A 24,616-nucleotide genomic window follows, 5' to 3' on the forward strand; every position below is an offset into this window, starting at 1 on the left:
CCGGCACGCTCCACGGAGCGTGCCGGGCCGGTCCGCGTCAGGGCCGCACCGGCGTCAGAGCCGGACGGCGCCAGGGCCGCAAGACGTCACGGCGTCAGCACGATCTTGCCGAAGACGTCGCCCTTGGCGAGCCGCGCGAAGCCGTCCCGGGCCTCTGCCAGCGGCAGCACCGAGTCGATCACCGGCCGGACGCCGCTGGTCGCGCACAGCGAGAGCAGCCCGGCCAGTTCCTCCTTGGTGCCCATCGTCGAGCCGACCACCTTGAGCTCCAGGAAGAAGATCCGGTTCAGCTCGGTGGCGCTCGGGTTGGGGCCGGAGGTGGCACCGGAGATGACGACGGTGCCACCCGGGCGCAGCGCCTTCACCGAGTGCGCCCAGGTCGCGGCGCCGACCGTCTCCATCACCGCGTCCACCCGGGCGGGCAGCCGGGCGCCGCTCTCGAAGGCGGCGTCGGCGCCGAGTTCGACCGCCCGGCGGCGCTTGGCCTCGTCCCGGCCGGTGACCCAGACCCGCAGCCCGGCGGCCTTGCCGAGGACGATCAGCGCGGTCGCCACGCCGCCGCCCGCGCCCTGCACCAGGACGGTGTCACCGGGCTTGACCCCGGCATTGGTGAACAGCATCCGGTAGGCCGTCAGCCAGGCCGTGGGCAGGCAGGCGGCCTCTTCGAAGCTGAGTTCGGCGGGCTTGGGCAGCAGGTTCCAGGTGGGCACGGCCACCTGCTGGGCGAAGGTGCCCTGGTAGCGCTCGGTCAGGATGGACCGGGGTTCGTCCGGGCCCACCCCGTGGCCGCTCTGGCCGATCACCGAGTGGAGGACGACCTCGTTGCCGTGCTCGTCGACACCGGCGGCGTCGCAGCCGAGGATCATCGGCAGCCGTCCGGCGGGCAGGCCGACCCCGCGCAGCGACCACAGGTCGTGGTGGTTGAGGCTGGCGGCCCTGACCGTGACCACGCTCCATCCGGGGCGGGCCTGCGGCTCGGGGAGTTCACCCAACTCCAGTCCGCTGAGCGGGTCATCGGCGTCGATACGTGCGGCGTAGGCAGCAAACATGCTGCGGACGATAGCCGCGCCGGCCGGGGCCGGGAACCACGCGCGGGTGTGACGCGTGTCCCGGCCCCGGCCGTGTCGGCGGCGGCGCTCCCGCCGGGTCCTGCCCGGCAGCGGCGACCGGATCGTCAGATCCGGGCCACGCCCTCGGCCCGGGCGGCCTCGGCGACGGCCTTGGTGACCGCCGGGGCGACCCGCTCGTCGAACGGCGAGGGGATGACCTTCTGCGGCGTCAGCTCGTCGGCGACGACACCGGCCAGTGCCTTGGCGGCGGCCAGCTTCATGCCCTCGGTGATCCGGCTGGCCCGCACCTGGAGGGCGCCGGCGAAGATGCCGGGGAAGGCCAGCACGTTGTTGATCTGGTTCGGGAAGTCGCTGCGCCCGGTGGCGACGACCGCCGCGTACTTGTGCGCGACCTCGGGGTGGATCTCCGGGGTGGGGTTGGCCATCGCGAAGATGAACGCGCCCGCGGCCATGGTCGCGACGACCTCCTCCGGCACGGTGCCGCCGGAGACGCCGATGAACACGTCGGCGCCGGCCAGCGCGTCGGCCAGGGTGCCCCTGAGCCCGGTGCGGTTGGTCAGTTCGGCGATCTCGGCCTTGACGTCGGTGAGGTCGCCGCGGCCGTCGTACACCACGCCCTTGCGGTCGCAGACCGCGACGTCGCCGATGCCCGCCGCCACCAGCATCTTGGCGATGGCGATGCCGGCCGCGCCGGCGCCGGAGATGACGGCCCGCAGCGAGCCGATCTCACGGCCGGTCACCTTGGCCGCGTTCCACAGGGCGGCGGTGGTGACGATCGCGGTGCCGTGCTGGTCGTCGTGGAAGACCGGGATGTCCACGGCCTCCTGGAGCCGGCGCTCGATCTCGAAGCAGCGGGGGGCGGAGATGTCCTCCAGGTTGACGCCGCCGAAGGAGGGCGCCAGCCGCACCACGGTCTCGACGATCTCGTCGACCTCGGTGCAGGCGAGCGCGATCGGCACCGCGTCCACGCCGCCGAACTGCTTGAACAGGATGGCCTTGCCCTCCATCACGGGCAGGGAGGCCTCCGGGCCGATGTCGCCGAGGCCCAGCACGGCGGTGCCGTCGGTGACCACGGCGACGGTGTTGGACTTCCAGGTGTAGTCGTTGACCAGCTCCGGCTGCTCGGCGATGGCCGTGCAGACGCGGGCGACACCGGGCGTGTAGGCGAGGGACAGGTCGTCCGCGTCGCGCACCGGGACGGTCGCCCGGATCTCCATCTTGCCGCCGCGGTGGAGCGCGAAAACGGCGTCGACCGGATCGACGGTGTCCTGGGTGCTGCTGATGATCTCCGCTGCCACGATGACCTCTTCGTCATTGATCTGGCGAGGGTGCGCGACCGACGGACAGGACGACCCGTCCGGAAACCGGAAACCGGGTACGCCGAAGCGGACCCGGGGGCTGGGTCGGGGCGCTGCCGTCGGGCGGCGCCCTCGGATGAGGGTTTTATGGGTCTTGTTGGTCCGCGTAGTGCTTCCGGGCCGAGCGTAGGACGGACCAAGGCATCGCACCTATGCCTTTTCGTCCTCGTCACGTGCAGTTCATCGCCGAGCTGTCGCGTCACTGGGGCCCGGCGTCGGAAGCGCCGGGCTCCGGCGGCGGCAACGGTGATGGCGGCACGCGCACCCGCAGGAGTGAACGCAGACGCGCTGGGGAGTCGGCGTCCCGGATACGGAGCCACGTGATGACTTCCGTTCCCGGACACCCCGAGCCTGTCGGGACTCGTCGGTCTGGTTCGAGCGTTCGGGGGTCACCCGGTACCGAATTCTGACACACCCGCCGCCGGGCCCGGCAGGGCGGGATGGCCGGATCGCGTGTCCGCCATTTCGCGTACACCCGCGCGTCACCGTGGCGGCCGCACACCCCTGCGCCGTGGTCGACGGCGGCATCCGAGCCGGGGCGGCGGGCCTCCGGGCACCGGGCGGGGGGATCTGCATACTTATGCACGGAGTGACAGGAACACGGAATAAGTCCGAATAGCGGACAGCCCGGGCCCTCGTTATCCGATTTTGATCTGGATGAGGGCCATCCGACCGTCCACAGATGGCAGGATTCCCCCCATCTCGGATCGAGCCGGCCACTGGTCGAGGCGGTTCGCTCGACGTCCACCTCGGCGGAGGGTGGCGGAAGCAGTACCCCGTAGCAACCTGGGCGGCCCTGCCGCGCAGGCATCGCACCACCCGGCCCTGCACGTACGACGACGTACAGCGAAATACACCCGTACAGCGCCGCACGGCCCTGCCACCCCGGTGTGCCGCCCCCGCGGCGCGCTCCGCCCGCCCCTCTCCCTCAGGAGGAGATCCCCCTCATGACCGCCCGTACCCAGCGCACCCGGCTTCTCGCGGCCGGCGCGGTTGCCGCCTCCGTCACCCTCGTCCTGACCGGCTGCAGCAGCAGCAAGAGCGACGGTGGCAGCGGCGCGCCCAACGCCTCCGCGACCGTCAACGCGGTCAAGGCCGACGACAAGCTCGCCGCCCTCGTCCCCGCCGACGTCAAGTCCTCCGGCAAGCTCGTGGTCGGCGCGGACGCCTCGTACGCGCCGGACGAGTTCAAGGACGACAGCGGCAAGGTCATCGGCATGGACGTGGACCTGGCCAACGCCATCGCGGCCAAGCTCGGACTGAAGGCCGACGTCCAGGACTCCGGCTTCACCGCGATCATCCCCGGCATCCAGTCGAACAAGTTCCAGCTCGGCATGTCGTCCTTCACGGACAACAAGGAGCGCGAGCAGATCGTCGACATGGTGACCTACTTCAACTCCGGCAGCGCCATCGCGGTCAAGAAGGGCAACCCCGACAAGGTCGACCCCGCCGACCTGTGCGGCAAGAAGGTCGCCGTCCAGACCGGCACCACCCAGGCCGACGAGATCAAGGACACCCGCAACCCGGACTGCGCCAAGAACGGGAAGCCGGGCATCCAGAACGACGGCGACAAGTTCGACCTCCAGACGGACGTCACCAACGCCGTCGTCTCCGGCCGCGACCAGGCGATGATGGCCGACTCCCAGGTCGTCGACTACGCGATCAAGCAGGCCGGCGGCCAGCTGGAGAAGCTCGGCTCCACCTACGGCGTGGCCCCCTACGGCGTCGCCGTCGCCAAGGGCTCCAAGCTCACCCCCGCGATCCAGGGCGCCGTCCAGTCGCTGATCGACGACGGCACCTACAAGCAGATCCTCACCAAGTGGGGCGTCGAGTCCGGCGCCCTCGACAAGTCGACCGTCAACGGCGCCGTGAACTGACCGTCCGCCTGCTCCATCTCTCCCCCGAGGCCACACCGTGAACTCTCTGGACAAGGGGAAGGCGGAGGAGGGACGGCCTGAGACCATCAAGGCCGTCCCGGTCCGCCACCCCGGACGCTGGGTGGGCGCCGTCGTCATCGCCCTGCTCGCGGCGATGCTGCTGAGCGCCCTCTTCACCAACCCCGCTTTCAAGTGGGACATCGTCGGGCAGTACCTGTTCCACGACAGCATCGTGCACGGCATGGTCGTCACGCTGGAACTGACCGTCCTCTCCATGCTGATGGGCGTGATCGGCGGCATCGTCCTCGCCGTGATGCGCCTGTCCCCGAACCCCCTGCTCTCCGGCACCGCCTGGATGTACATCTGGGTCTTCCGCGGCACCCCGGTGCTGGTGCAGCTGGTGTTCTGGAACTTCCTCGGCCTGATCTGGGCCAAGCTGTCGATCGGCGTCCCGTGGGGGCCGGAGTTCTGGTCCGCGGACACCAACGTCCTGATCCCGACCTTCGTCGCCGCCCTGCTGGGCCTCGGCCTCAACGAGGCCGCCTACATGGCGGAGATCGTCCGCGGCGGCATCCAGTCGGTGGACGAGGGCCAGACCGAGGCCGCCCACGCGCTCGGCATGAGCCGGTTCCAGACCATGCGCCGGATCGTCCTGCCCCAGGCCATGCGGGTGATCATCCCGCCGACCGGCAACGAGACCATCTCGATGCTCAAGACCACCTCGCTGGTCAGCGTGATCTCCCTGGAGGAGATCTTCCGGGCCGGTCAGGTCATCTACTCCCGGAACTACCAGAACATCCCGCTGCTGATCGTGGTCAGCCTCTGGTACCTGTTCTTCACCTCGCTGCTGACCATCGGCCAGTACTACATCGAGCGCTACTACGCCCGCGGCTCCAACCGGACCCTCCCGCCCACCCCGTTGCAGCGGCTGCGGGGCCTGTTCGCCGGGAAGCCCGCCCCGAAGACCGGCGCCGACGTCGTCCCGGGGCTCGAGGGAGGTGGTCACGTATGACCGACCTGAGCAAGACCCCGGCCGCCGCCACCGGACAGCCGATGGTGCGCGCCGAGGGCGTCCACAAGTCCTACGGCTCCGTGCACGTGCTCAAGGGCATCGACCTGGAGGTCAAGCAGGGCGAGGTGTTCTGCCTGATCGGCCCCTCCGGCTCCGGCAAGTCGACCTTCCTGCGGTGCATCAACCACCTGGAGAAGATCAACGGCGGACGCCTCTGGGTGGACGGCGAACTGGTCGGCTACCAGCAGAAGGGCGACAAGCTCTACGAGCTCAAGGACCGCGAGGTCGCCGTCAAGCGGCGCGACATCGGCATGGTCTTCCAGCGCTTCAACCTGTTCCCGCACATGACGGCCGTCGAGAACGTCATGGAGGCCCCGGTCCAGGTCAAGGGCGAGAGCAAGGCCGCCGCCCGGGAGCGGGCGATGGTCCTGCTGGAGCGGGTCGGCCTCGCCGACAAGGCGAAGAACTACCCCTCCCAGCTCTCCGGCGGCCAGCAGCAGCGCGTCGCGATCGCCCGCGCGCTGGCCATGAAGCCCAAGCTGATGCTGTTCGACGAGCCCACCTCGGCGCTCGACCCCGAACTGGTCGGCGACGTCCTCGACGTCATGCGCGGCCTCGCCGAGGAGGGCATGACCATGGTGGTCGTCACCCACGAGATGGGCTTCGCCCGCGAGGTCGGCGACGCGCTGGTGTTCATGGACGGCGGCGTGGTGGTCGAGTCCGGCAACCCCCGCGAGGTGCTCACCGACCCCCGGCACGAGCGCACCCGCGCCTTCCTCTCCAAGGTGCTGTAGAACCGTACCGACCGGCGCCCGGCAGGCTGCTCCTGCCGGGCGCCGACGTTTTCCCCACCCAGGTAATAGGCTGGACGCAATCAGCCCGTTACCGACCTTCTGGAAGGACCTCCGTGGAGCTCGCCTCGTACGCCGATCTCGCCGTTCGGCTGGTGAACACCGAGGAGCCCGGGCGCGGCACCGACACGCTGACGTCCGTGGACGCGGTGCGCGGCCTGTTCTCCGACTCCTCACGGGCCGCCGCACAGGCCGACGAGTCCGACCTGCCCCGGCTGCGGGCGGTGCGGACCAGGCTGCGCGGGGTCTTCGAGGCCGCCGCCGAGGGCGACGAGATCCGGGGCGTCGACCTGCTGAACAGCCTGCTGATGGAGTACCCGGTCAGCCCGCTGGTCTCCGGGCACGACTACCTGGACGACGCCGGCCGGCCGCGCTGGCACCTGCACCTGGCCGACAACTCGCCCACCGCCACCGCGCACTTCAGCGCGGTCGCCTGCATGGGCCTGGCCGTCCACCTGACCGAGCTGGGCGCCGACCGGCTCGGCATCTGCCAGGCCGCGCCCTGCCGCAACGCCTACCTGGACACCTCGACCAACCGCTCCCGCCGCTACTGCTCGGACCGCTGCGCGACCCGCGCCAACGTCGCCGCGTACCGGGCCCGCAAGCGCCAGGAGGCCGAGGCCGCGGCACTCGGCGCCGCCGGCTAGGTCCTGTCCGGGCCGGGCCCAGGGGGTCAGAGCTCGTCCGCCCAGACGCCCAGGCGGCGGGCCAGACCCGGCACCCGGGCCAGCCGGGTGCCCAGCAGCAGCCGCTCCAGCCGCCGCCCCGGCGCCAGCCAGGCCGGGCGCGGGCGCAGCCGCAGCAGCACCCGGCCGAGCACCAGCTCGTCCGGGACCGGGCCGTAGCTGCGGCTGTCGCTGTCCACCGGCCGGTTGTCGGACAGCAGCCACCAGCCCCTCGGACGCCGCTCGGCGGCCCGCTTCACCACCAGCAGGTCCTGCTGGAAGGGGTGCCGGAAGAGCACCACCGCGCCGGGCCGGATCGGCGCGCCGTAGCGCACCAGCAACTGGTCGCCCTCGCGCAGGGTCGGGACCATCGACGGGCCCGCCACGTCGACCAGCCCGAACGGCACCGCGCCGCCGCCCCGGCCCCGGCCCCGGGGTTCCGTGCCCATCGGTTCCGCGTCCGCCGGTTCCGTGCTCCGCGCCACGACTCCTCCTCCCGGACCGCCCGGTCCCAGTCTGCCGTACGGACCGTCACCCCGTTCGATCCGTTCGATGTCCGGATTACCCCGGTTCCGGGTCCGCCTTTTGCCCTAGGCCCACCGCCCGATCGCGAAACCCCGGGTGCGGAAGGGTAATCTCGGGCGCGGGAAGACGATCTAAGGAAGGACTCCCATGTTCTCTCGTCTGTTTGCACCGCGCGCCACCGCCCACGCCCACTGTGACCTGCCCTGCGGCGTGTACGACCCGGCGCAGGCCCGGATCGAGGCCGAGTCGGTCAAGGGCACCCAGGAGAAGTACCAGGCCAACGAGGACCCGGCTTTCCGCACCCGCGCCCTGATCATCAAGGAGCAGCGTGCCGAGGCCGTCAAGCACCACATCTCGGTGCTGTGGAGCGACTACTTCAAGGCCCCGCACTTCGAGAAGTACCCGCAGCTGCACCAGCTGATCAACGACACCCTGAAGGCCGCCTCGGCCGCCAAGGCGTCCACCGACCCCGCCACCGGCCAGGCCCTGCTGGACCTGATCGCCGAGGTCGACAAGATCTTCTGGGAGACCAAGCAGGCCTGAGCCTGACGCGTCGCCACCCGACCGCCCCCGTCCGCGAGCCCGGACGGGGGCGGTCGTGCGTTCACGCCCCATCCGAGCCCGGTAAGGGTTGCCTAGCCTGAGTGGCTGTTATGCTGCCAGGGCGTCCGAGGGGGAAGTCCGGTGTGAATCCGGCGCTGACCCGCAACGGTGAGCACGGCCCCGGGGCCGCGCCAGCCCGATCGCCCCCGGCCGCTGAACTCCCGACAACTCGCCGTGGACTGCGAGGGGATGGCGCCCGGGCCCGCGCCCGACCGGTGCCGCCCCCGCGCACCCGCGGCCCGAGGCAAGGCGCACCGTGAGCAGCACCGCAGCCGCGGGCAGTGGCGCAACGAGCCCGCCCGCCCGCCGAATACCCGCCCTCCCGCTCGCCGTCGGCCTGGCCGCCGCCCTGCTGCTCTCGCTGCTCTGCGGCGTGGCGCTGGGCGCCTCCGGGATCGGCCTGCCCCGCGCCATGCGGCTGCTGGCCGCCGGGCTGACGGGCGGACGGCTGGAGGCGGACGAGGCCGCCGCCTACGCGATCGTCTGGGAGATCCGGCTGCCGCGCGCCGTGCTGGCCTCGGTGGTCGGCGCCGGGCTGGCCGCCACCGGGGTCGCCGTCCAGGCCCTGGTGCGCAACGCGCTGGCCGACCCGTTCGTGCTCGGCATCTCCTCCGGCGCGGCCGTCGGCGCCAACGCCGTGCTGCTGCTCGGCGCCTTCGCCTCGCTCGGGGTGTGGGCGATCTCGGCCTCCGCGTTCGGCTCCGCGCTGGTCGCCATGGTGCTGGTCTACCTCGCGGCGCGCACGGCCTACGGGCTCACCCCGCTGCGGCTGGTGCTCACCGGCACCGCGCTCTCCTACGGCTTCTCCGCCGTCACCGCGCTGATGGTCTTCGCGGCCGCCCGAGGCGAGGCCGCCCGGGACGCCATGATGTGGCTGCTCGGCAGCCTCGGCGGCGCCACCTGGGGCTCGGTGCCGATCGCCGCCGCCACCGTGCTGGCCGGCCTGGCGTACCTGGCCTGCGCCGCCGGCCGGCTGGACGCGCTCGCCATGGGCGACGAGACGGCCGCCTCGCTGGGCGTGGACCCGGACCGGCTGCGCCGCGAGCTGTTCGTGGTGACCGCCGCCGTCACCGGCACGGTGGTGGCCGTCAGCGGGGCGATCGGCTTCGTCGGGCTGATGGTGCCGCACCTGGCCCGGATGCTGGTCGGCGCCGGGCACCGCCGGGTGCTGCTGGTCGCGCCGCTCGCCGGGGCGCTGCTGCTGGTCTGGGTGGACATCGTCTCGCGCACCCTGCTGGCGCCCGCCGAACTGCCGGTCGGGGTGGTCACCGCGGTGCTCGGGGTGCCCTGTTTCCTGCTGCTGATGCGCCGTCGCGGCTATTCCTTCGGAGGCCGCTGATGGATCTCGCCCTGGACTCCGTCTCGGTCGAGCTGGCCGGCGCCCGGCTGGTCCACGACGTCGCCCTGGACGCCGCCGCCGGGCAGGTGGTCGGACTGGTCGGGCCCAACGGCAGCGGCAAGTCGACGCTGCTGCGCTGCGTCTACCGGGCGCTGCGGCCGGCCGCCGGGGCCGTCCGGCTGGACGGCGCGGACCTGCACGCGCTGACCGCGCGCGAGGCCGCCCGGCGGGTGGCCGCACTCCCCCAGGAGCACTCCGCCGAGTTCGACTTCACGGTGGCCGAGGTGGTCGCCATGGGCCGGTTGCCGCACCGGCGCGGGCTGGGCGGCCCGGGTGCGGACGACCACGCGCGCTGCACGGAGGCGCTGCGCAAGGTCGGCGCCGAACAGTTGGCCGGGCGGGGCTTCCTGAGCCTGTCCGGCGGCGAGAAGCAGCGGGTGCTGATCGCCCGCGCGCTGGTCCAGGAGCCCCGGCTGCTGGTGCTGGACGAGCCCACCAACCACCTGGACATCGGCCACCAGTTGGACGTGCTGGCGCTGGTCCGGGAGGCCGGCCCGACGGTGCTCACCGCGCTGCACGACCTCAACCTGGCGGCCGGCCACTGCGACCTGCTGTACGTGCTGCGGGCCGGCCGGATCGTCGCCTCGGGGCCGCCCGCCGAGGTGCTCCGACCCGCCCTGCTGGCCGAGGTGTTCGGCGTCCGGGCCACCCCCGTCCGGCACCCGGTGACCGGCGCCGTCCAACTGCTCTTCGACCGGATCTGACCCACCCCCCGAAGGAACCCCCGTGCGCACCAAGGCCGTTGCCATCACCGCCCTGCTCACCCTCGGGCTCACCGCCTGCGGCGCCGAGATCGCCCCGAGCGGCGACGCCACCGCCGCCTCCGCCCACTACCCGGTGACCGTGGAGAACTGCGGCACCAAGCTCACCTTCCCGCAGAAGCCCGCCCGGACGGTGACCAACGACGTCGGCATCACCGAGCTGATGCTCGCCCTCGGCCTGGCCGACCGGATGGCCGGCTACGTGATGCCCGACGACAAGGGCCGGGTCGACCAGGTCGCCTGGAAGGACGGCTACCAGCAGACCGTGTGGCTCTCCAAGAAGGAGATCACCAAGGAGATCGTGCTGGGCGCCAAGGCCGACCTGGTCTTCGCCGGCTGGCACTACGGCTTCGACGAGGGCCGCGGCTTCACCCCGCAGGCGCTCAAGGACCTCGGCATCCCCTCGTACGTGCTCAGCGAGTCCTGCCGCAGCGGCAAGGGCACCGAGCGCGGCGTGATGTCCCCGCTGGACGCGCTCTACACCGACCTGGCCAACCTCGGCGAGATCTTCGACGTCCGCGACCGGGCGGACAAGCTGGTCGCCGATTTCAAGGCGAAGGTCGCCGCCGCCCCGCAGCCCGAGCGCCGGCCGTCCGTGTTCCTGTACGACAGCGGGCAGGACAAGCCGTACACCGCCGGGAAGTTCGCCGCGGCCGACGAGATCATCGCCAAGGCCGGCGGGACCAACGTGATGGGCGACCTCGCGGACACCTGGGTCACCGTCGGCTGGGAGAGCGTGGTCCAGCGCGACCCCGAGGTGATCCTGATCAACAACTACGGCGAGACCGGCGCCGACGCCAAGCGCGCCTTCCTGAAGTCCTTCCCGCCGCTGGCCGGCGTCTCGGCGGTCAGGAGCGACCGGATCTTCGTCCTGGACTACGTCGACCTGGTGGAGAGCCCGCGCAACCCGGCCGCGATCACCGCGCTGGCCGACTACCTGCGCAGCGTCCCCGCCCGCTGACCCGCCCGCCCCCGGCCCGGGCCCCGATCCGGGCCTGGGCCGGGGGCGGGGACGCGCAGTAGGCTCGCGGCATGATCCGCACCGCCGTCGTGACCGACGTTCCCGTCATCCTCGCCCTGATCCGCGAGCTCGCGGAGTACGAGAAGGCCCCGCAGGAGGCCGTGGCCACCGAGGAGCAGCTGCGTGACGCCCTCTTCGGCGCCAACCCCGCGCTGTTCGCCCTGATCGCCGAGGACGACGCCACCGGCGAGCCGGTCGGCTTCGCGGTCTGGTTCCTCAACTTCTCGACCTGGCGCGGCACCCACGGGATCTACCTGGAGGACCTGTACGTCCGCCCGCTGTCCCGCGGTGGCGGCCACGGCAAGGCGCTGCTGCTGGAACTGGCGCGGATCGCCGTCGAGCGCGGCTACGCGCGGGTGGAGTGGTCGGTGCTCGACTGGAACACGCCCTCGATCGACTTCTACAAGTCCCTCGGCGCGGTGCCGATGGACGACTGGACCGTCTACCGGCTCACCGGCGAGGCGCTCGCCGCCGCCGCCGGCGGTCACTGAACGGACCGCCCGAACCCCTGCCACCCTGCGTCGCGATGGCTTACCATGAGTGACTCCCGAGCCCCGGCCGGCGTGCGGAAGGCGGTAAGGTCTCAGGCGGATACGCGGCGTCCGGTCGCCCCGCGAAGGGTATGACCGGTACGTACCGCACCACCCCTCTGGACAGTTGGGGCGAAGCAGTTGAGCCAAGCAACAGACAGTGCCGCGGCCACCGGCCCGGAAGCACAGCGCGTCACCCAGGAGGTGAGGGTGTCCCAGATCGACGGCGAGCCCGGAGTGCAGGACTTCGTGGAGGTCCGGCTGCCCGCGGCGGGTGCCTACCTCTCGGTCCTGCGAACAGCGACGGCCGGCCTGGCGGCGCGGCTCGACTTCACCCTCGACGAGATCGAGGACCTGCGGATCGCGGTCGACGAGGCCTGCGCCATCCTGCTCCAGCAGGCGGTGCCCGGCTCCGTCCTGACCTGCGAGTTCCGGCTGGTCGGCGACTCGCTGAAGGTGACCGTCGCCGCCCCCACCACCGACGGGAAGGCACCCGAACGGGACACCTTCGCCTGGACGGTGCTCTCCGCCCTGGCCGGCGAGGTCGACTCCTCGGTCGGCGAGGACAAGACCGTGTCGATCAGCCTGCACAAGAAGCGCGGCGGCCCCGTCGCCCACTAGCCGGGGCGTCGACCAGCACCGCACAAGGGCCGTCCGCCCGGTCCCCGATCAGGGGCCGCGCGGGCGGCGCCCGGTACCGCCCCCCACGCGGTACGACCAACGAGACGATGCCGGGGCCCGAGGGCCCCGGTGCTCCCGGAACGGAACGGGGGAATGGCCGTGAGTGATCTGGACCGTACCGGCCTCGCGACGGCGGGACCTGCCGTACCGACCCAGGCGAGCGTTCCTGGCCTCGCCGCCAACGACGATGCGCACCCGAAGGACGCCCACCGGATGAGCCACCCGACCGAGCCGACGTCTGAACCGTCGCCCGCATCCCCGCCCCCGTCCGATCCGGCGGACGAGGCCGCGGACCTGCGCACCGCGGTGCCCACCCAGGCGCCGGCCCCGGCCCCGCACCGCTCGGGCGCACCGGACCGGGAGGCGGCCCGCGCGCTGTTCGTCCGGCTGTCCGCGCTGCCCGACGGCTCCCCGGAGCGCGTCGAGCTGCGCAACCAGCTGGTGCGGATGCACATCCCGCTGGTCGAGCACCTGGCCCGGCGGTTCCGCAACCGGGGCGAGCCGCTGGACGACCTGACCCAGGTCGCCACCATCGGCCTGATCAAGTCGGTGGACCGCTTCGACCACGAGCGCGGGGTCGAGTTCTCCACCTACGCCACGCCGACCATCGTCGGCGAGATCAAACGGCACTTCCGTGACAAGGGCTGGGCGGTCCGGGTGCCGCGCCGCCTCCAGGAGCTGCGGCTGTCGCTCACCACGGCGACCAGCGAGCTCTCCCAGCGGCACGGGCGCTCCCCCACGGTGCACGAGCTCGCCGAGCACCTGGGGATCTCCGAGGAGGACGTCCTGGAGGGCCTGGAGTCCGCCAACGCGTACTCCACGCTGTCCCTGGACGTCCCGGACAGCGACGACGAGTCGCCGGCCGTGGCGGACACCCTCGGCGCCACCGACGAGGCGCTGGAGGGCGTCGAGTACCGCGAGTCGCTCAAGCCGCTGCTGGCCCAACTGCCGCCCCGGGAGCAGAAGATCCTGGTGCTGCGGTTCTTCCGGAACATGACCCAGTCGCAGATCGCCGCCGAGGTGGGGATCTCCCAGATGCACGTGTCCCGCCTGCTGGCCCGGACCTTGGCCCAGCTGCGGGAGAAGCTCCTGGTGGAGGAGTAGGACTGACGGCCGCCCAGCCGGCGGCCGACCCCCGGCGGCCCTGTGCGCTCAGCCCTCGTGCGAGGCGTACAGGGCCGCCGTCGACTTCGGGTTCAGCAGCGCGCCGATGCCGACCAGCCCGAGCAGGCCGACCAGCACGCCGACGCCGATCATCGCGCCGCCGCTCTCCAGCATGTAGTACCCGATCGGCAGGCAGATCGAGTTGGTGAGCACGGCCGGGCTGCGGCCCCAGCGGCGCTCCTTGAGCAGTGCGCGGGCGGCCAGCACCGGCAGCACGCCGAGCAGCACGATGACCAGGCCGCCGAACTCGTTCAGGGCGAGCTGCTTGGACTGGCCGGACAGCGCGGACACCATGTCCCAGACGCCGACGACGGCCAGCGCGGCGCCCTCCAGGGCGGTGATGGCGGCGCCCACGGTCAGCGGCAGGGGACGGGCCGGGCCCGCCGTGGGTACGGGTGCGGAGGATTCTGCGGTCACTCCAGCAGGGTAGCCGCCGGTTGGTCCGTACCGACCCGTAGGCTTTCCCCATGCGCGCTCTCCTGGTCGTGAACCACAAGGCCACCACCACCAGTGGCCGCACCAGGGACGTACTGATCCACGCGCTGCGCAGCGACCTCAAGCTGGAGGTGGCCGAGACGCAGTACCGGGGCCACGCCCGCGACCTGGCCCGCGAGGCCTCGGAGGACGGCACGGTCGACCTGGTGGTGGCGCTCGGCGGTGACGGCACCGTGAACGAGGTGGTGAACGGGCTGCTCGCGCACGGCCCGGGCGAGAAGGTCCCGCGACTGGCCGTGGTGCCGGGCGGTTCGACCAATGTGTTCGCCCGCGCGCTGGGCCTGCCCAACGACCCGGTGGAGGCCACCGGCGCCCTGCTGTACGCGCTGGAGCACGGGAGCGAGCGGCCGGTCGGCCTGGGCAAGGCGATGACCGACGGACTGCCGGACCGCTGGTTCACCTTCACCGCCGGCCTGGGCTTCGACGCCGGGGTGGTCGGCCGGGTCGAGGAGCAGCGCCGGTTGGGGCGCAAGTCCACCCACGCGCTCTACGTGGGGCAGGCGCTGCGGCACTACGTCACCCAGCGTGAGCAGCGTCGTTCCGGCCCGGTGGCCCTGGAACTACCGGGCCGCGAGGGCGTGCCGGGCCTGGCCCTGGCCATAGTCAGCAACACCTCGCCGTGGACGTTCCTCGGCAACCGCCCGGTGTATCCCTCACCGCTCGCCTCCTTCGACACCGATCTCGACGTCTTCGGGATCACCCGGATGACGGCGTTCGGCACCGTCCGAACGATCCGTCAGATCCTGCGGTCGTACGCCTCTTCGAGCGAAGGCGCCCCGCCGGCCGGCCCGTCCGGCAAGCACGTCGTCTCCTATCACGACGTCAGACACTTCACCTTGGTTTCAGAGGAACCGGCCCCGTTCCAGGTTGACGGGGACCACCTTGGAGACAGGAGTCGCGTCAGTTTCACAGGCGTACGGCGGGCACTGCGTGTGATTGTGTGACCGGAAGGGGGTTTCACCCTTCTTCTCGAACGCACAAGCCCCCTTCACTCCATAGAAGTACTGGCTGTGAGCTAGGCGACACCGAAGAATCAAAAATTCCTCCCTGAAGGGGGTTGTATCCGGGCCCGAGGTTTGCGAACCTCTACATGGCGATCGGGACGCATCGCAGCGACGGCAACCTCAGAACCTGGCGGGTGTCGACCGCGGGGCGTCCCTCGAATCGCCGAATCCCTCCCCAGCACAGACCACCCGGGCCCCGGCGGGCCTTTGGTCTCTTTTGCTGTTGCGGGATTCGTGAAAGCGTTCACATTCACAAGCCACATTCACAAGCCATCGATTATGCCGACCGGGTGCCCCCCGCCGGCAGGAGGAGTTGGACGACCATGGACTGGCGCCACCGCGCTGTCTGCCGCGAAGAGGACCCGGAGCTGTTCTTCCCGATCGGGAACACCGGTCCTGCTCTGCTGCAGATCGAGGAAGCCAAGGCCGTGTGCCGCCGCTGTCCGGTCATGGAGCAGTGCCTGCAGTGGGCTCTTGAGACCGGCCAGGACGCCGGCGTCTGGGGCGGTATGAGCGAGGACGAGCGTCGCGCGATGAAGCGCCGTGCCGCCCGCAACCGCGCCCGCACCGCCTGATCACACGCCGTAACACCAGCAGTAACCGAAACACCGATCAACACATGATCAAAGGCTTCCCTGCACCTCCTGGTGAAGCCTTCCGCACAAAGGGCCTTGCCTGGCGAGGTCCCGCGACACCGGACCGTCCAGCCACTTGATACTGTTCACTTAGAGCAATATCGTGGAGCTGTGGCGCTCACCGTGTGCAACGCACGGGCGAGGTGTCGCACCACCCAGAGCCCCCGTTCCGGCCGACTCCCCCCGACGGCCGGAACGGGTTGAGAGGCCCTGTCGACCCACCCCCCCCCGGTCGACAGGGCCTCGTTTCTGTTTTCACGCCCCGGTTCGTGTGCGCGCCCCGGCGCGCCCGCACCCTGACACGCCCTCGCGCGGGCCGACCCGCGCCGGGCTCGCGGGGTGGGCACCCGGCGCCTTTCGCCGAGTGCGCGCCCCCACCGCGCGCCTCGATGCACCTTTCCGCGCACCGCGCCGCGCCGCACCGCAGCCCGGCGGGCCAGGCCGGCCGGCGGATCAGCGGACCGGGATCTCCAGGATCACCTTGGTGCCGCCGTCCGGACCGGCCACCATGTCGAAGGTGCCGCCCAACTCACCGGTGGCCAGCGTGCGGACGATCTGCAGGCCGAGGTTGCCGGCCGTCTGCGGGTCGAACCCCTCGGGCATGCCGCGACCGTCGTCCTGCACCGTGATCAGCAGGAACTCCTCCGGCCGGGCGCCGCCGTTCCAGCTGTCCGACCAGCCCGCCCCGGTCGCCGGGGCCCGCCCGCGCAGCGCGCTGACCTCCAGGTTCCCGGAGGCGGACGGGCCGAAGGCGTGCTCCAGAGCGTTCTGCAGCAGTTCGGTCAGCACCATCGACAGCGGGGTGGCCACCTCGGCGGACAGGATGCCGAAGCTGCCGCTGCGGCGGGTCGCCACCCGGCCGTCCTGGGACAGCTCCATCACCATCGCCAGCACCCGGTCGGCGATCTCGTCGAAGGCCACCTGCTCGTCCAGCGCCTGGGACAGCGTCTCGTGCACGATCGCGATCGAGCCGACCCGGCGCACCGCCTCGTCCAGCGCGGCCCGGCCGGCCTCCGACTCCATCCGGCGGGACTGCAGCCGCAGCAGGGCGGCGACGGTCTGCAGGTTGTTCTTCACCCGGTGGTGGATCTCCCGGATGGTGGCGTCCTTGGTCATCAGCTCGCGGTCGCGGCGGCGCAGTTCGGTGACGTCCCGGCACAGCACCAGCGAACCGGTCAGCGTGCCCTTGGGCTTGAGCGGGATGGCCCGCAGGGTCACCACCCCGCCCTGCACCTCGACCTCGGTCTGCCGCGGCGCCCAGCCGCTCGCCAGCTTCACCAGCGCCTCGTGCACGGCCGCCCGGGAGGGCGGGACCAGTTCGGCGGTGGCCCGGCCCAGGTGGCTGCCGACCAGGTCGGTGGTGAGGCCGAGGCGGTGGTAGGCGGAGAGGGCGTTGGGGCTGGCGTAGGTGACGATGCCGTCCGCGTCGAGCCGGATCAGGCCGTCGCCGACCCGGGGGGCGGCGTCCATGTCGATCTGCTCGACGCCGTGGAAGGGGAAGCTGCCGGCGGCGATCATCTGGGCCAGGTCGGAGGCGCTCTGCAGGTAGGTGAGCTCCAGCCGGCTGGGGGTGCGGACGGTCAACAGGTTGGTGTTGCGGGCGATCACCCCGAGCACCTTGCCCTCGCGCCGGACCGGGATGGACTCGACCCGGACCGGCACCTCCTCGCGCCACTCCGGGTCGCCCTCGCGCACGATCCGGCCCTCGTCGAAGGCGGCGTCCAGCAGCGGGCGGCGCCCGCGCGGGACGAGGTGGCCGACCATGTCGTCCTGGTAGGAGGTGGGGCCGGTGTTGGGCCGCATCTGCGCCACCGAGACGTAGCGGATGCCGTCCCAGGTGGGGATCCACAGGACCAGGTCGGCGAAGGAGAGGTCGGAGAGGAGCTGCCACTCCGAGACCAGCATGTGGAGCCATTCCACATCGGCCCCGGTCAGGGTGGTGTGGCGGCGGACGAGTTCGTTCAGCGAGGGCACATGGCGAGGGTAGCGCCGCCGGTCGGGGCGGGGCGCGGCGGACCGGGGAACGGATCACGCGCCGGGCCTGCGGCGGAGCCCACTGCCCGAAGTTGTCCAGACCAATTTCCGGAGCGGCCTGGACAACCCAGATTGGTCTAGTCCACAATGAAAGGGCACCAAGGAGAGGCCCACCGCGCAACTGCCCTGACCGCGCGAGGCCTTTCCTCGGTCGGACGCCACCGAACGAGGACCCCGCACAGTTCTCGATCGACTCCGGCGACCGACGACAGCTCCGGGCTGCGGTGCCGCATGGGTTGAGGGTCCCGTGTCGGCGCCGTGGCCCGTAGTGCTTTCCGGGTGCGCCGAGCCCCGGGGGTGCGACGCGTTCCCCGGGCGCTCCCCCGCCGAAGCCATGTTCCGCCGCTCAACGAGTCGGGCCCCCGTCCACAGCCTGTGGACGGGGGCCCGATCGCGTGGCGCCGTGCCTCAGTGCGTCTCGGTGACCTTGGCCAGGGCGCGCGGGGCGTCCGGGTCCTGGCCGCGGGCGATGGTGACCTCGTAGGCCAGCAGCTGCAGCGGGAGGATCTCCAGGATCGGCTGGACCTCCTCCGGCACGCCGGCCGGCAGGGCGAAGCCGGCCGAGGCGGCGTCCACCTGCGCCTGCTGGCCGACCACGACCAGGTCCGCGCCGCGACCGCGCAGGCGGTCCAGCACCGGCTGCAGGGCCTCGCCGCCCTTGCCGTCCGGGACGATCGCGATGACCGGCGAGACGTTGTCCACCATGGCCAGCGGGCCGTGCAGCAGGTCGGCGCCGGAGAACGGGGAGGCCGGGATGTAGGTGGTCTCCATCAGCTTCAGCGCCGCCTCGCGGGCGGTCGGGTAGCCGTAGCCGCGCGAGGTGATGACCAGGCGCTGGGCGAAGCGGTACCGCTCGGCCAGCGCCTTCACCTCGGCGTGGCGGGCCAGGACGCCGGCGGCCAGGCCGGGCAGCTCCTTGGCCGCCGCACCGTCGCCGCCGCGCAGGCCCTCGACCAGCAGGTAGAGCGCCAGCAGCTCGGCGGTGTAGGTCTTGGTGGCGGGCAGCGCCTTCTCCGGGCCGGCCAGCACGTCGATGTGGAACTCGGAGACCTCGGCCAGCGGCGAGGACGCGTTGTTGGTGACGGCGAGGGTGATGGCGCCGGCCTCGCGGGCGGCCTTGGTGGAGGCCACCAGGTCGGGCGAGCCGCCGGACTGGCTGACGGTGACGACCAGGACGTCGGTGAGGTCCGGCTTGGCGCCGTAGGCGGTGGTGGTGGACATCGAGGTCAGGCCGGCCGGCTTGCCGAGCAGGATCTCGATCAGGTACTTGGCGTACAGCGCCGCGTTGTCGGACGTGCCGCGCGCGGTCAGCAGGACGAAGCGAGGGTTGCGGGCGGCGATCTCGGCCGCGATCTGGCGGATCTTCGGGGCACCCTCGTCGAGGATGCGCTGGAGGACGGCCGGCTGCTCGGCCATCTCCGCCGCCATGATCCGGCCGGGAACGGAAACAGTCTGCGGGTCGGACATCAGGATGTGCCTCCGATGAGATGGTTCGACCCCTCCGGGCAGGTTGCCCGACGGGGACCTCTACGGCGGCGAGTCCGCACACTCGCTGCGGTGGTTTCCTGCCGCAATCCTACGGGGGCCGCCCCCGGCGGGCACACCCGAAGGCCCGCCCCGGACGGGACGGGCCCTAGGACCAGGACGGCGGCGCGGGGTCAGGACGCCTTGTTGATCAGCTGGTCGATCGCGGCGTCGGCGTCCTTGGTGGCCTGGTCCACCGACTTGCCCTTGAGGATGCCGGTCAGCATGTCGGGCAGGATCTTCTGCTTCTCGATCGCGCCCCAGCCGGGGGCCAGCGGGGTGAACCAGGCGTCCGGCACGGCGTTGGCCGCCGCCGCGGTGGTCGGCTTGTTCTTCAGCGGGTTCAGCTGGGTGAGGTTGTTCGGCAGGATGTCCTTGTCGGCCAGCGTCTGCTGGGACTTGGTGCTGGTGAACATCCGCACCCAGTCGGTGGCCAGCTCGACCTGCGTGGACTTGGCGGTGACCGCGAGGTCGGAGCCGCCGATGAAGGTGGGCAGCGGCTTGCCGTCCGGGCCGGGCATGGTGGCCATCTTGACGGTGTCCTTGAGGCTCGGGTCGCCGGTGCCCGGCGCGACGACGCTGGCCGCCTCGTAGCCGTTGCCGTAGAAGGACGCGGCGCGCCCGCGGGCCATCGACTCGAACTGGTTCTGCTCGTTCACCGTCAGGTCGCCCTTGGTGTACTTGCGGACCAGGTCGACGAAGTGGCTGATGCCCTGCTGGGACTTGGCGTCGTGCAGGGTGCCGTGCCAGTTGCCGGAGCTGTCGAACTTGGCGATGCTGCCGCCGTACGCGGCCACGTAGCTCATCGCGGCGTACCAGTACGGGCCGGGCAGGTAGAGCGAGGAGTAGCTCTTGTCGGCCTTGTTCTTGTCGGCGACCTTGTCCAGGGCCGCCGTCAGGTCGGCCTCGGTCTTGGGGAACTCGGCGCTGCCGGTGGCCTGCTGGAAGGTGGCGGCGTTGTAGATGGCGACCCGGGCGCCGGCGTAGTAGGGCACGCACCAGAGCTTGTCCTGGTACGTACAGGTGTTGGCGAGCGCCTTGATCCAGCTGTCGGAGTTGTCGAAGGTGGTCCGGTCGACCGGGGCCAGCGCGCCCGAGAGCACGTACTTCATGGTCTCGGTGTTGCCCAGCTCGACCACGTCGGGCGCGGAGCCGTCGGCGATCGCCTTGTCGAGCTTGGTCACCTTGTCGGCCCAACCCTGGTAGGCGAGCTTGAGGGTGACGTTCGGGTACTTCGCCGCGAACTGGTCGTTGACCTGCTGCACCAGGTCGGGCCAGTTCTTCTGGGCGTCGTCCATCAGCCAGACGGTGACGGTGCCGCTCGCGGCCTTCGGGTCGGCGCCGGGGCTCTTGCCATCCTTCGACGCCGTGCCGACCGATGAACAGGCCGTCAGCCCGATCGCCAGGGCAGTGATTCCGAACGTCGACATGAGCTGACGCTTCTTCACGCCATCCTCCGAGGGTGCTAGAGCCGTGTTGCCCGCCGGCAGCGTGATGGCGCCCGCAACGGAGGGTCCGGGCAGGGGCGAAGAGCTTCGGGGAGGGCCGATACCACATCCGGTGAGGTTGAATTTCGAACCGGATGACTGGACTCTGGCCTAGACCATAGGTGGTGTCAACGGCCAAATGGCCTCGTCGCCACGGCCGTTGCAGAGCTGTTGTACCCCGTGGCGATCAGTCGCCGTATCGTCACCCTAAGTGGAACTTAAGGTGGATTTAAGGCCCACTTGAGGGAGCACGGTCACCTGACGAATCCGCAGGTCAACGGCGGGGAAACAGAACGGGCCCGCCATGCGACATGCGCATGACGGGCCCGTCGGCCGACGCCTCCCGGACACTCCCGGTGACGCCCCCCTCGGTCTCAGCCGATGGCTCCCGGCTGCCCGGTGAGCACCTCCACGGCCGCCAGCCCGCAGACCCGGGCGGCGCCGTGGGTGGCGATGTAGAGCGCGCCGACCGGCTCGGACTGCGGCAGCCCCATCTCGACCACCGCGGCGTCCGGCCGGGCCGCCACCAGGCGGCCCAGCGCGGCGGACATCCAGGCGTGCCGGTGCGCGTCCCGGACCACCAGCACCAGGCGGCGGCCCTCGGCGCCGGCCACCAGCTCGGCGACCAGGGCGTCCAGCAGCTCGGGGGCGGCCTCGGCCGCCGAGACCGCGCGGGTGCGGGTGCCGGGGAAGCGGTCGGCCAGCATGCCGGCCACGCCCCACGGGGTGACGTCGCCGACGGCGATGTTCGGCTCGTCCGAGAACGAGGCCACGAACGGGCGCTCGGACACCGGCTGCGGCTCGCGGCCCGGCGCCCGGACCACCTTCAGCGCCCGGCGGGCGGCCCGCAGGCCGACCGCGAGGTCCGGCTCCGGCCGCTCGCCCTGGGCCGAGATCCGGCCCCAGCTGCCGAGCGAGCGCACCCGGTCGGCGGCGTCCGCCAGCCGCTCCTCGGAGAGCACGCCGGCCCGCACGCCCGCCACGATGGCGTCGCGCAGCATCAGCACGGTGTCCTCGTCGGCCAGCCCGCCGCCGACGCAGATCGCGTCCGCGCCGGCCGCCAGGGCCAGCACGGTGCCGTCGCCCATCCCGAAGGTGTCGGCGATGGCGCCCATCTCGATCGCGTCGCTGACGATCAGGCCCTGGTAGCCGAGGCCGCCGTCGGCCGGGGCCGCGCGCAGCAGGTCGCGCAGCACGAGCGGGCTGAGGGTGGCCGGCAGCTTCGGGTCGAGCGCCGGGATCATGATGTGGGCCGTCATCACGGCCTTGGTGCCGGCCGCGATCGCCGCCTGGAACGGGATCAGGTCGCGGGAGCGCAGCACGTCCAGGTCCACGTCGATGACCGGCAGCCCGTGGTGCGAGTCGACGGCGGTGTCGCCGTGGCCGGGGAAGTGCTTGGAGCAGGCGGCCACGCCGGCCGACTGGAGGCCCTCCACCCAGGCGGCGGTGTGCCGGGCGCACAGCTCCGGGTCGGCGCCGAAGGAGCGGACGCCGATGACCGGGTTGCGCGGGTTGGAGTTGACGTCCGCGGTGGGCGCCCAGTTGTAGTTGACGCCGGCCGCGGCCAGCGCCCGGCCCAGCTCGCGGGCGACGTCCCGGGTCAGCGCCGGGTCGTCGATCGCGCCGAGCGCGAGGTTGCCGGGCCAGGACGAGCCGGAGCCCGCCTCCAGCCGGGTGACGTCGCCGCTCTCCTCGTCGATGGCGATCAGGAGGTCGGGGTTCTCCTCGCGCAGCGCCTTGGTGAGCGTGGCGAGCTGGTCGAGGTCGACCACGTTGCGGTCGAACAGCGCGACCGAGCCGAGCCCGGCGGCGAGGTGGCGGCGCAGCCACTGCGGCGGCTCGGTGCCGACGAAGCCGGGCTGCAGGACGGTCAGGGCGTCGCGGTGCAGCTGGTCGCTGACCGGAGCGGTGGGGACGAGGATGCTCACGTTTCTCAGCCCTTCACGGCGCCGTCGGTCAGTCCACCGACCGCCTTGCGCTGCAGGAAGACGAACAGGATCAGCACGGGGATGGCGAACATCGTGGACGCGGCCATGGTGGCGCCCCAGTCGTTGCCGAAGGCGGTCTTGAAGGACGACAGCCACAGCGGGAGGGTCTTGCCCTCCTCCTTGTTGAGGATCAGGACGAGCGGGAACTCGTTCCACGCGGTGATGAAGCCGAACAGCGAGGTCGACATCAGGCCGGGGGCCAGCAGCGGGAAGATCACCTTCACGAAGGCCTGGGAGCGGGTGCAGCCGTCCACCATGGCCGACTCCTCCAGTTCCTTCGGCACCGCCGCGATGAAGCTGCGCAGCGTCCAGATGGTGAAGGGCAGCACCATCATCATGTAGAAGAAGGTCAGCGGCACGAGGCTGTTCAGCATCTCGTTGTCGCGCGAGATCATGTAGACCGCGATGGTCATGACCTCCCACGGCGCCATCTGCGCGACCATGACGACCAGGACGAAGGCCTTGCGGCCGCGGAACTTCATCCGGGCGATGGCGAAGGCCGCGAGGGTCGCGATCACCAGCGAGATCAGCACCGCGCCGATGGTGGCGATGAGGCTGTTGGTGACGTACGTCCAGAAGTTGGGCGCGTTGATCGCGGTGGTGAAGTGGTCCAGGGTCCCGTTGAACGGGATGAAGACCGGCGTCTTGCTGATGATGTCGTTGTCCTGCTTGAAGGCAGTCGCGATCATCCAGTAGACGGGGAAGATGAAGAAGACGAAGAGGACGACCGCGATCACGTTCGGCCAGGTACGTCCGATGAGCGAGCGCCTCACAGCTCGTCCTCCTGCTTGATCATGATGCGGAAGTAGTACGCCATCATCGCGCCCAGCATCAGGATGGTGAGCACCGCGATCGCGGAGCCGATGCCGTAGTGCTGCCCGGACGAACCCTCCAGGAAGGCGTGCACGGGCAGGGTCCGGGTCAGGTTCTCGGGGCCGCCGCCGTTGATCGCGTACACCTGGGTGAAGGCCTTGAAGACCCAGATGATCTCCAGGAACGTCGTGGCCAGGAAGAACGGCTTCAGGTTCGGGAAGATCACCGAGCCGAAGATCTTGGACGCGCCGGCGCCGTCCATCCGGGCGGCCTCGTAGAGCTCCTTGGGGATGGTGGTCAGTCCGGCGTACATGTTGAACGCCACGAAGGGGACCGACTGCCAGACGATCAGCAGGATCACCACGAAGAAGGTCGAGTACTGGTCGCTCATCCAGTTGTAGTCGGCCATCGCGTGCCAACCCAGCTTGTCCAGGAACCAGTTGACGACGCCCCACTGCTGGTCGAACAGCCAGGTGTAGACGGTGGTCGCGGCGACCACGGGCATCGCCCAGGCCATCAGCAGGCCGACCGAGAGGAGCAGCCGCATCCGCTTGCCGAGGCGGTTGAGCAGCAGGCCGATCAGGGTGCCGCCGGCCATGATCAGCACGACGTTGACCAGGGTGAAGGCGACGGTGCGCCCGGTGACCGCCCAGAAGTCCGGGTCGGTCAGCTGCTCCTTGTAGTTGTCGAAGCCGTTCCACTCGGTCAGGTGCTGGACGAACTGGCGCTTGTTGAGGTTCTGGAACGACAGCAGGACCGTCTTCACCAGCGGCCAGCCGAGCAGGGCGACGGTCGCCACGGTGGCGGGCAGCAGCAGCAGGTACGGTGCCAGGCGTGCGCCGAGGCCCGGCCCGCCCGTGGGTCTGGCGCCCTTGCGGGGGGTGCCGTTGGCGCCACCACCGGCGGCACTCGTCTCAATTCCGGCCACGGCAGCCTTCCCTGAATCCGGGGACTGCGTCTGCACCCGCTCCGAATGCACAGCCATCGTTCTCACTTCCTCACAACCCGAACCACGACGGACAGGCGTGGGGGGGGGGGGGGGGGGGGGGGGGGGGGGGGGGGGGGGGGGGGGGGGGGGGGGGGGGGGGGGGGGGGGGGGGGGGGGGGGGGGGGGGGGGG

The 24,616-nt window shown here is 71.3% G+C and carries 23 protein-coding genes; 13 read left to right on the forward strand and 10 right to left on the reverse strand.

Translation table 11 applies throughout. The annotated features are described in order from the left end of the window. Positions 1–86 precede the first annotated feature (86 nt). Together AC07AL_RS09730 and AC07AL_RS09735 are read right to left on the reverse strand one after the other, a co-directional pair. Positions 87–1,049 (reverse strand): zinc-binding dehydrogenase, encoded by a 963-nt coding sequence (locus tag AC07AL_RS09730; protein WP_363588857.1) that lies wholly within the window; start codon positions 1,047–1,049, stop codon positions 87–89. 125 nt (positions 1,050–1,174) lie between these two features. Further along, positions 1,175–2,368: an NAD(P)-dependent malic enzyme gene (locus AC07AL_RS09735; RefSeq protein WP_363588855.1), complete on the reverse strand. Its 1,194-nt coding sequence runs from the start codon at positions 2,366–2,368 to the stop codon at positions 1,175–1,177. Between the two features lie 1,007 nt (positions 2,369–3,375). On the opposite strand from AC07AL_RS09735, the gene AC07AL_RS09740 reads away from it, so the two are divergent. The 4 genes from AC07AL_RS09740 (at position 3,376) to AC07AL_RS09755 (ending at position 6,815) form a co-directional block, all read left to right on the forward strand. After that, positions 3,376–4,305 (forward strand): ABC transporter substrate-binding protein, encoded by a 930-nt coding sequence (locus AC07AL_RS09740; protein ID WP_363619331.1) that lies wholly within the window; start codon positions 3,376–3,378, stop codon positions 4,303–4,305. A 37-nt stretch (positions 4,306–4,342) separates the two neighbouring features. Continuing rightward, on the forward strand, positions 4,343–5,317 hold the full coding sequence (locus AC07AL_RS09745) for an amino acid ABC transporter permease (protein WP_350879646.1): 975 nt from the start codon (positions 4,343–4,345) through the stop codon (positions 5,315–5,317). After that, the gene (locus AC07AL_RS09750; RefSeq protein WP_363588850.1) at positions 5,314–6,111 is read left to right on the forward strand and encodes an amino acid ABC transporter ATP-binding protein; all 798 of its coding nucleotides are present in this window, start codon (positions 5,314–5,316) and stop codon (positions 6,109–6,111) included. The genes AC07AL_RS09745 and AC07AL_RS09750 overlap by 4 nt, the downstream gene beginning before the upstream one ends. A gap of 113 nt (positions 6,112–6,224) precedes the next feature. After that, positions 6,225–6,815 carry a CGNR zinc finger domain-containing protein gene (locus tag AC07AL_RS09755; protein ID WP_363588848.1) on the forward strand — a complete coding sequence of 197 codons (591 nt, stop codon included), beginning with the start codon at positions 6,225–6,227 and terminating at the stop codon, positions 6,813–6,815. A 26-nt stretch (positions 6,816–6,841) separates the two neighbouring features. On the opposite strand, the gene sodX is transcribed toward AC07AL_RS09755, so the two are convergent. After that, a complete protein-coding gene (gene sodX, locus AC07AL_RS09760; RefSeq protein WP_363628736.1) occupies positions 6,842–7,282 on the reverse strand; it encodes a nickel-type superoxide dismutase maturation protease in 441 nt (146 codons plus the stop codon). Between the two features lie 223 nt (positions 7,283–7,505). On the opposite strand from sodX, the gene sodN reads away from it, so the two are divergent. The 7 genes from sodN to AC07AL_RS09795 all read left to right on the forward strand — a co-directional run bounded on the left by sodN (position 7,506) and on the right by AC07AL_RS09795 (position 13,457). Further along, positions 7,506–7,901 (forward strand): superoxide dismutase, Ni, encoded by a 396-nt coding sequence (gene sodN / locus AC07AL_RS09765; RefSeq protein WP_063347853.1) that lies wholly within the window; start codon positions 7,506–7,508, stop codon positions 7,899–7,901. 316 nt (positions 7,902–8,217) lie between these two features. Continuing rightward, a complete protein-coding gene (locus AC07AL_RS09770; protein ID WP_363628690.1) occupies positions 8,218–9,300 on the forward strand; it encodes a FecCD family ABC transporter permease in 1,083 nt (360 codons plus the stop codon). Then, positions 9,300–10,064, forward strand: a complete 765-nt coding sequence (locus AC07AL_RS09775) for an ABC transporter ATP-binding protein (RefSeq protein WP_363588844.1) — start codon at positions 9,300–9,302, stop codon at positions 10,062–10,064. The genes AC07AL_RS09770 and AC07AL_RS09775 overlap by 1 nt, the downstream gene beginning before the upstream one ends. Before the next feature lie 22 nt (positions 10,065–10,086). Continuing rightward, positions 10,087–11,082 (forward strand): ABC transporter substrate-binding protein, encoded by a 996-nt coding sequence (locus AC07AL_RS09780; RefSeq protein WP_363628688.1) that lies wholly within the window; start codon positions 10,087–10,089, stop codon positions 11,080–11,082. Positions 11,083–11,153: 71 nt separating this feature from the next. Further along, positions 11,154–11,633, forward strand: a complete 480-nt coding sequence (locus AC07AL_RS09785) for a GNAT family N-acetyltransferase (protein WP_363628686.1) — start codon at positions 11,154–11,156, stop codon at positions 11,631–11,633. A 249-nt stretch (positions 11,634–11,882) separates the two neighbouring features. Next, entirely contained in the window at positions 11,883–12,293 is a 411-nt protein-coding gene (locus tag AC07AL_RS09790; RefSeq protein ID WP_350879653.1) for an ATP-binding protein, read from the forward strand. A gap of 159 nt (positions 12,294–12,452) precedes the next feature. Beyond that, positions 12,453–13,457 carry an RNA polymerase sigma factor SigF gene (locus AC07AL_RS09795; RefSeq protein ID WP_363588838.1) on the forward strand — a complete coding sequence of 335 codons (1,005 nt, stop codon included), beginning with the start codon at positions 12,453–12,455 and terminating at the stop codon, positions 13,455–13,457. Between the two features lie 48 nt (positions 13,458–13,505). On the opposite strand, the gene AC07AL_RS09800 is transcribed toward AC07AL_RS09795, so the two are convergent. Beyond that, a complete protein-coding gene (locus AC07AL_RS09800) occupies positions 13,506–13,934 on the reverse strand; it encodes a hypothetical protein (protein WP_363588836.1) in 429 nt (142 codons plus the stop codon). Positions 13,935–13,984: 50 nt separating this feature from the next. On the opposite strand from AC07AL_RS09800, the gene AC07AL_RS09805 reads away from it, so the two are divergent. Both AC07AL_RS09805 and AC07AL_RS09810 read left to right on the forward strand, forming a co-directional pair. Beyond that, positions 13,985–14,956: a diacylglycerol/lipid kinase family protein gene (locus tag AC07AL_RS09805; protein WP_363588834.1), complete on the forward strand. Its 972-nt coding sequence runs from the start codon at positions 13,985–13,987 to the stop codon at positions 14,954–14,956. A 383-nt stretch (positions 14,957–15,339) separates the two neighbouring features. Beyond that, positions 15,340–15,591, forward strand: coding sequence for a WhiB family transcriptional regulator (locus tag AC07AL_RS09810; RefSeq protein ID WP_014138019.1), 252 nt, complete (start codon positions 15,340–15,342; stop codon positions 15,589–15,591). A gap of 513 nt (positions 15,592–16,104) precedes the next feature. Here the strand turns inward: AC07AL_RS09810 and AC07AL_RS09815 are convergent. The 6 genes from AC07AL_RS09815 to AC07AL_RS09840 all read right to left on the reverse strand — a co-directional run bounded on the left by AC07AL_RS09815 (position 16,105) and on the right by AC07AL_RS09840 (position 24,482). Further along, positions 16,105–17,625 (reverse strand): sensor histidine kinase, encoded by a 1,521-nt coding sequence (locus AC07AL_RS09815; protein ID WP_363588832.1) that lies wholly within the window; start codon positions 17,623–17,625, stop codon positions 16,105–16,107. Positions 17,626–18,093: 468 nt separating this feature from the next. Further along, entirely contained in the window at positions 18,094–19,152 is a 1,059-nt protein-coding gene (locus AC07AL_RS09820) for an SIS domain-containing protein (RefSeq protein ID WP_063347859.1), read from the reverse strand. 191 nt (positions 19,153–19,343) lie between these two features. Beyond that, entirely contained in the window at positions 19,344–20,639 is a 1,296-nt protein-coding gene (locus tag AC07AL_RS09825; protein ID WP_478317283.1) for an extracellular solute-binding protein, read from the reverse strand. Between the two features lie 431 nt (positions 20,640–21,070). Then, on the reverse strand, positions 21,071–22,624 hold the full coding sequence (locus AC07AL_RS09830) for a glycoside hydrolase family 3 protein (protein WP_363628684.1): 1,554 nt from the start codon (positions 22,622–22,624) through the stop codon (positions 21,071–21,073). Positions 22,625–22,629: 5 nt separating this feature from the next. Continuing rightward, positions 22,630–23,457 (reverse strand): carbohydrate ABC transporter permease, encoded by an 828-nt coding sequence (locus AC07AL_RS09835; RefSeq protein WP_350879660.1) that lies wholly within the window; start codon positions 23,455–23,457, stop codon positions 22,630–22,632. After that, positions 23,454–24,482 (reverse strand): carbohydrate ABC transporter permease, encoded by a 1,029-nt coding sequence (locus AC07AL_RS09840; RefSeq protein ID WP_363588826.1) that lies wholly within the window; start codon positions 24,480–24,482, stop codon positions 23,454–23,456. The genes AC07AL_RS09835 and AC07AL_RS09840 overlap by 4 nt, the downstream gene beginning before the upstream one ends. Positions 24,483–24,616 lie beyond the last annotated feature (134 nt).

The sequence above is a fragment of the Kitasatospora sp. NPDC043949 genome, from assembly GCF_056435365.1.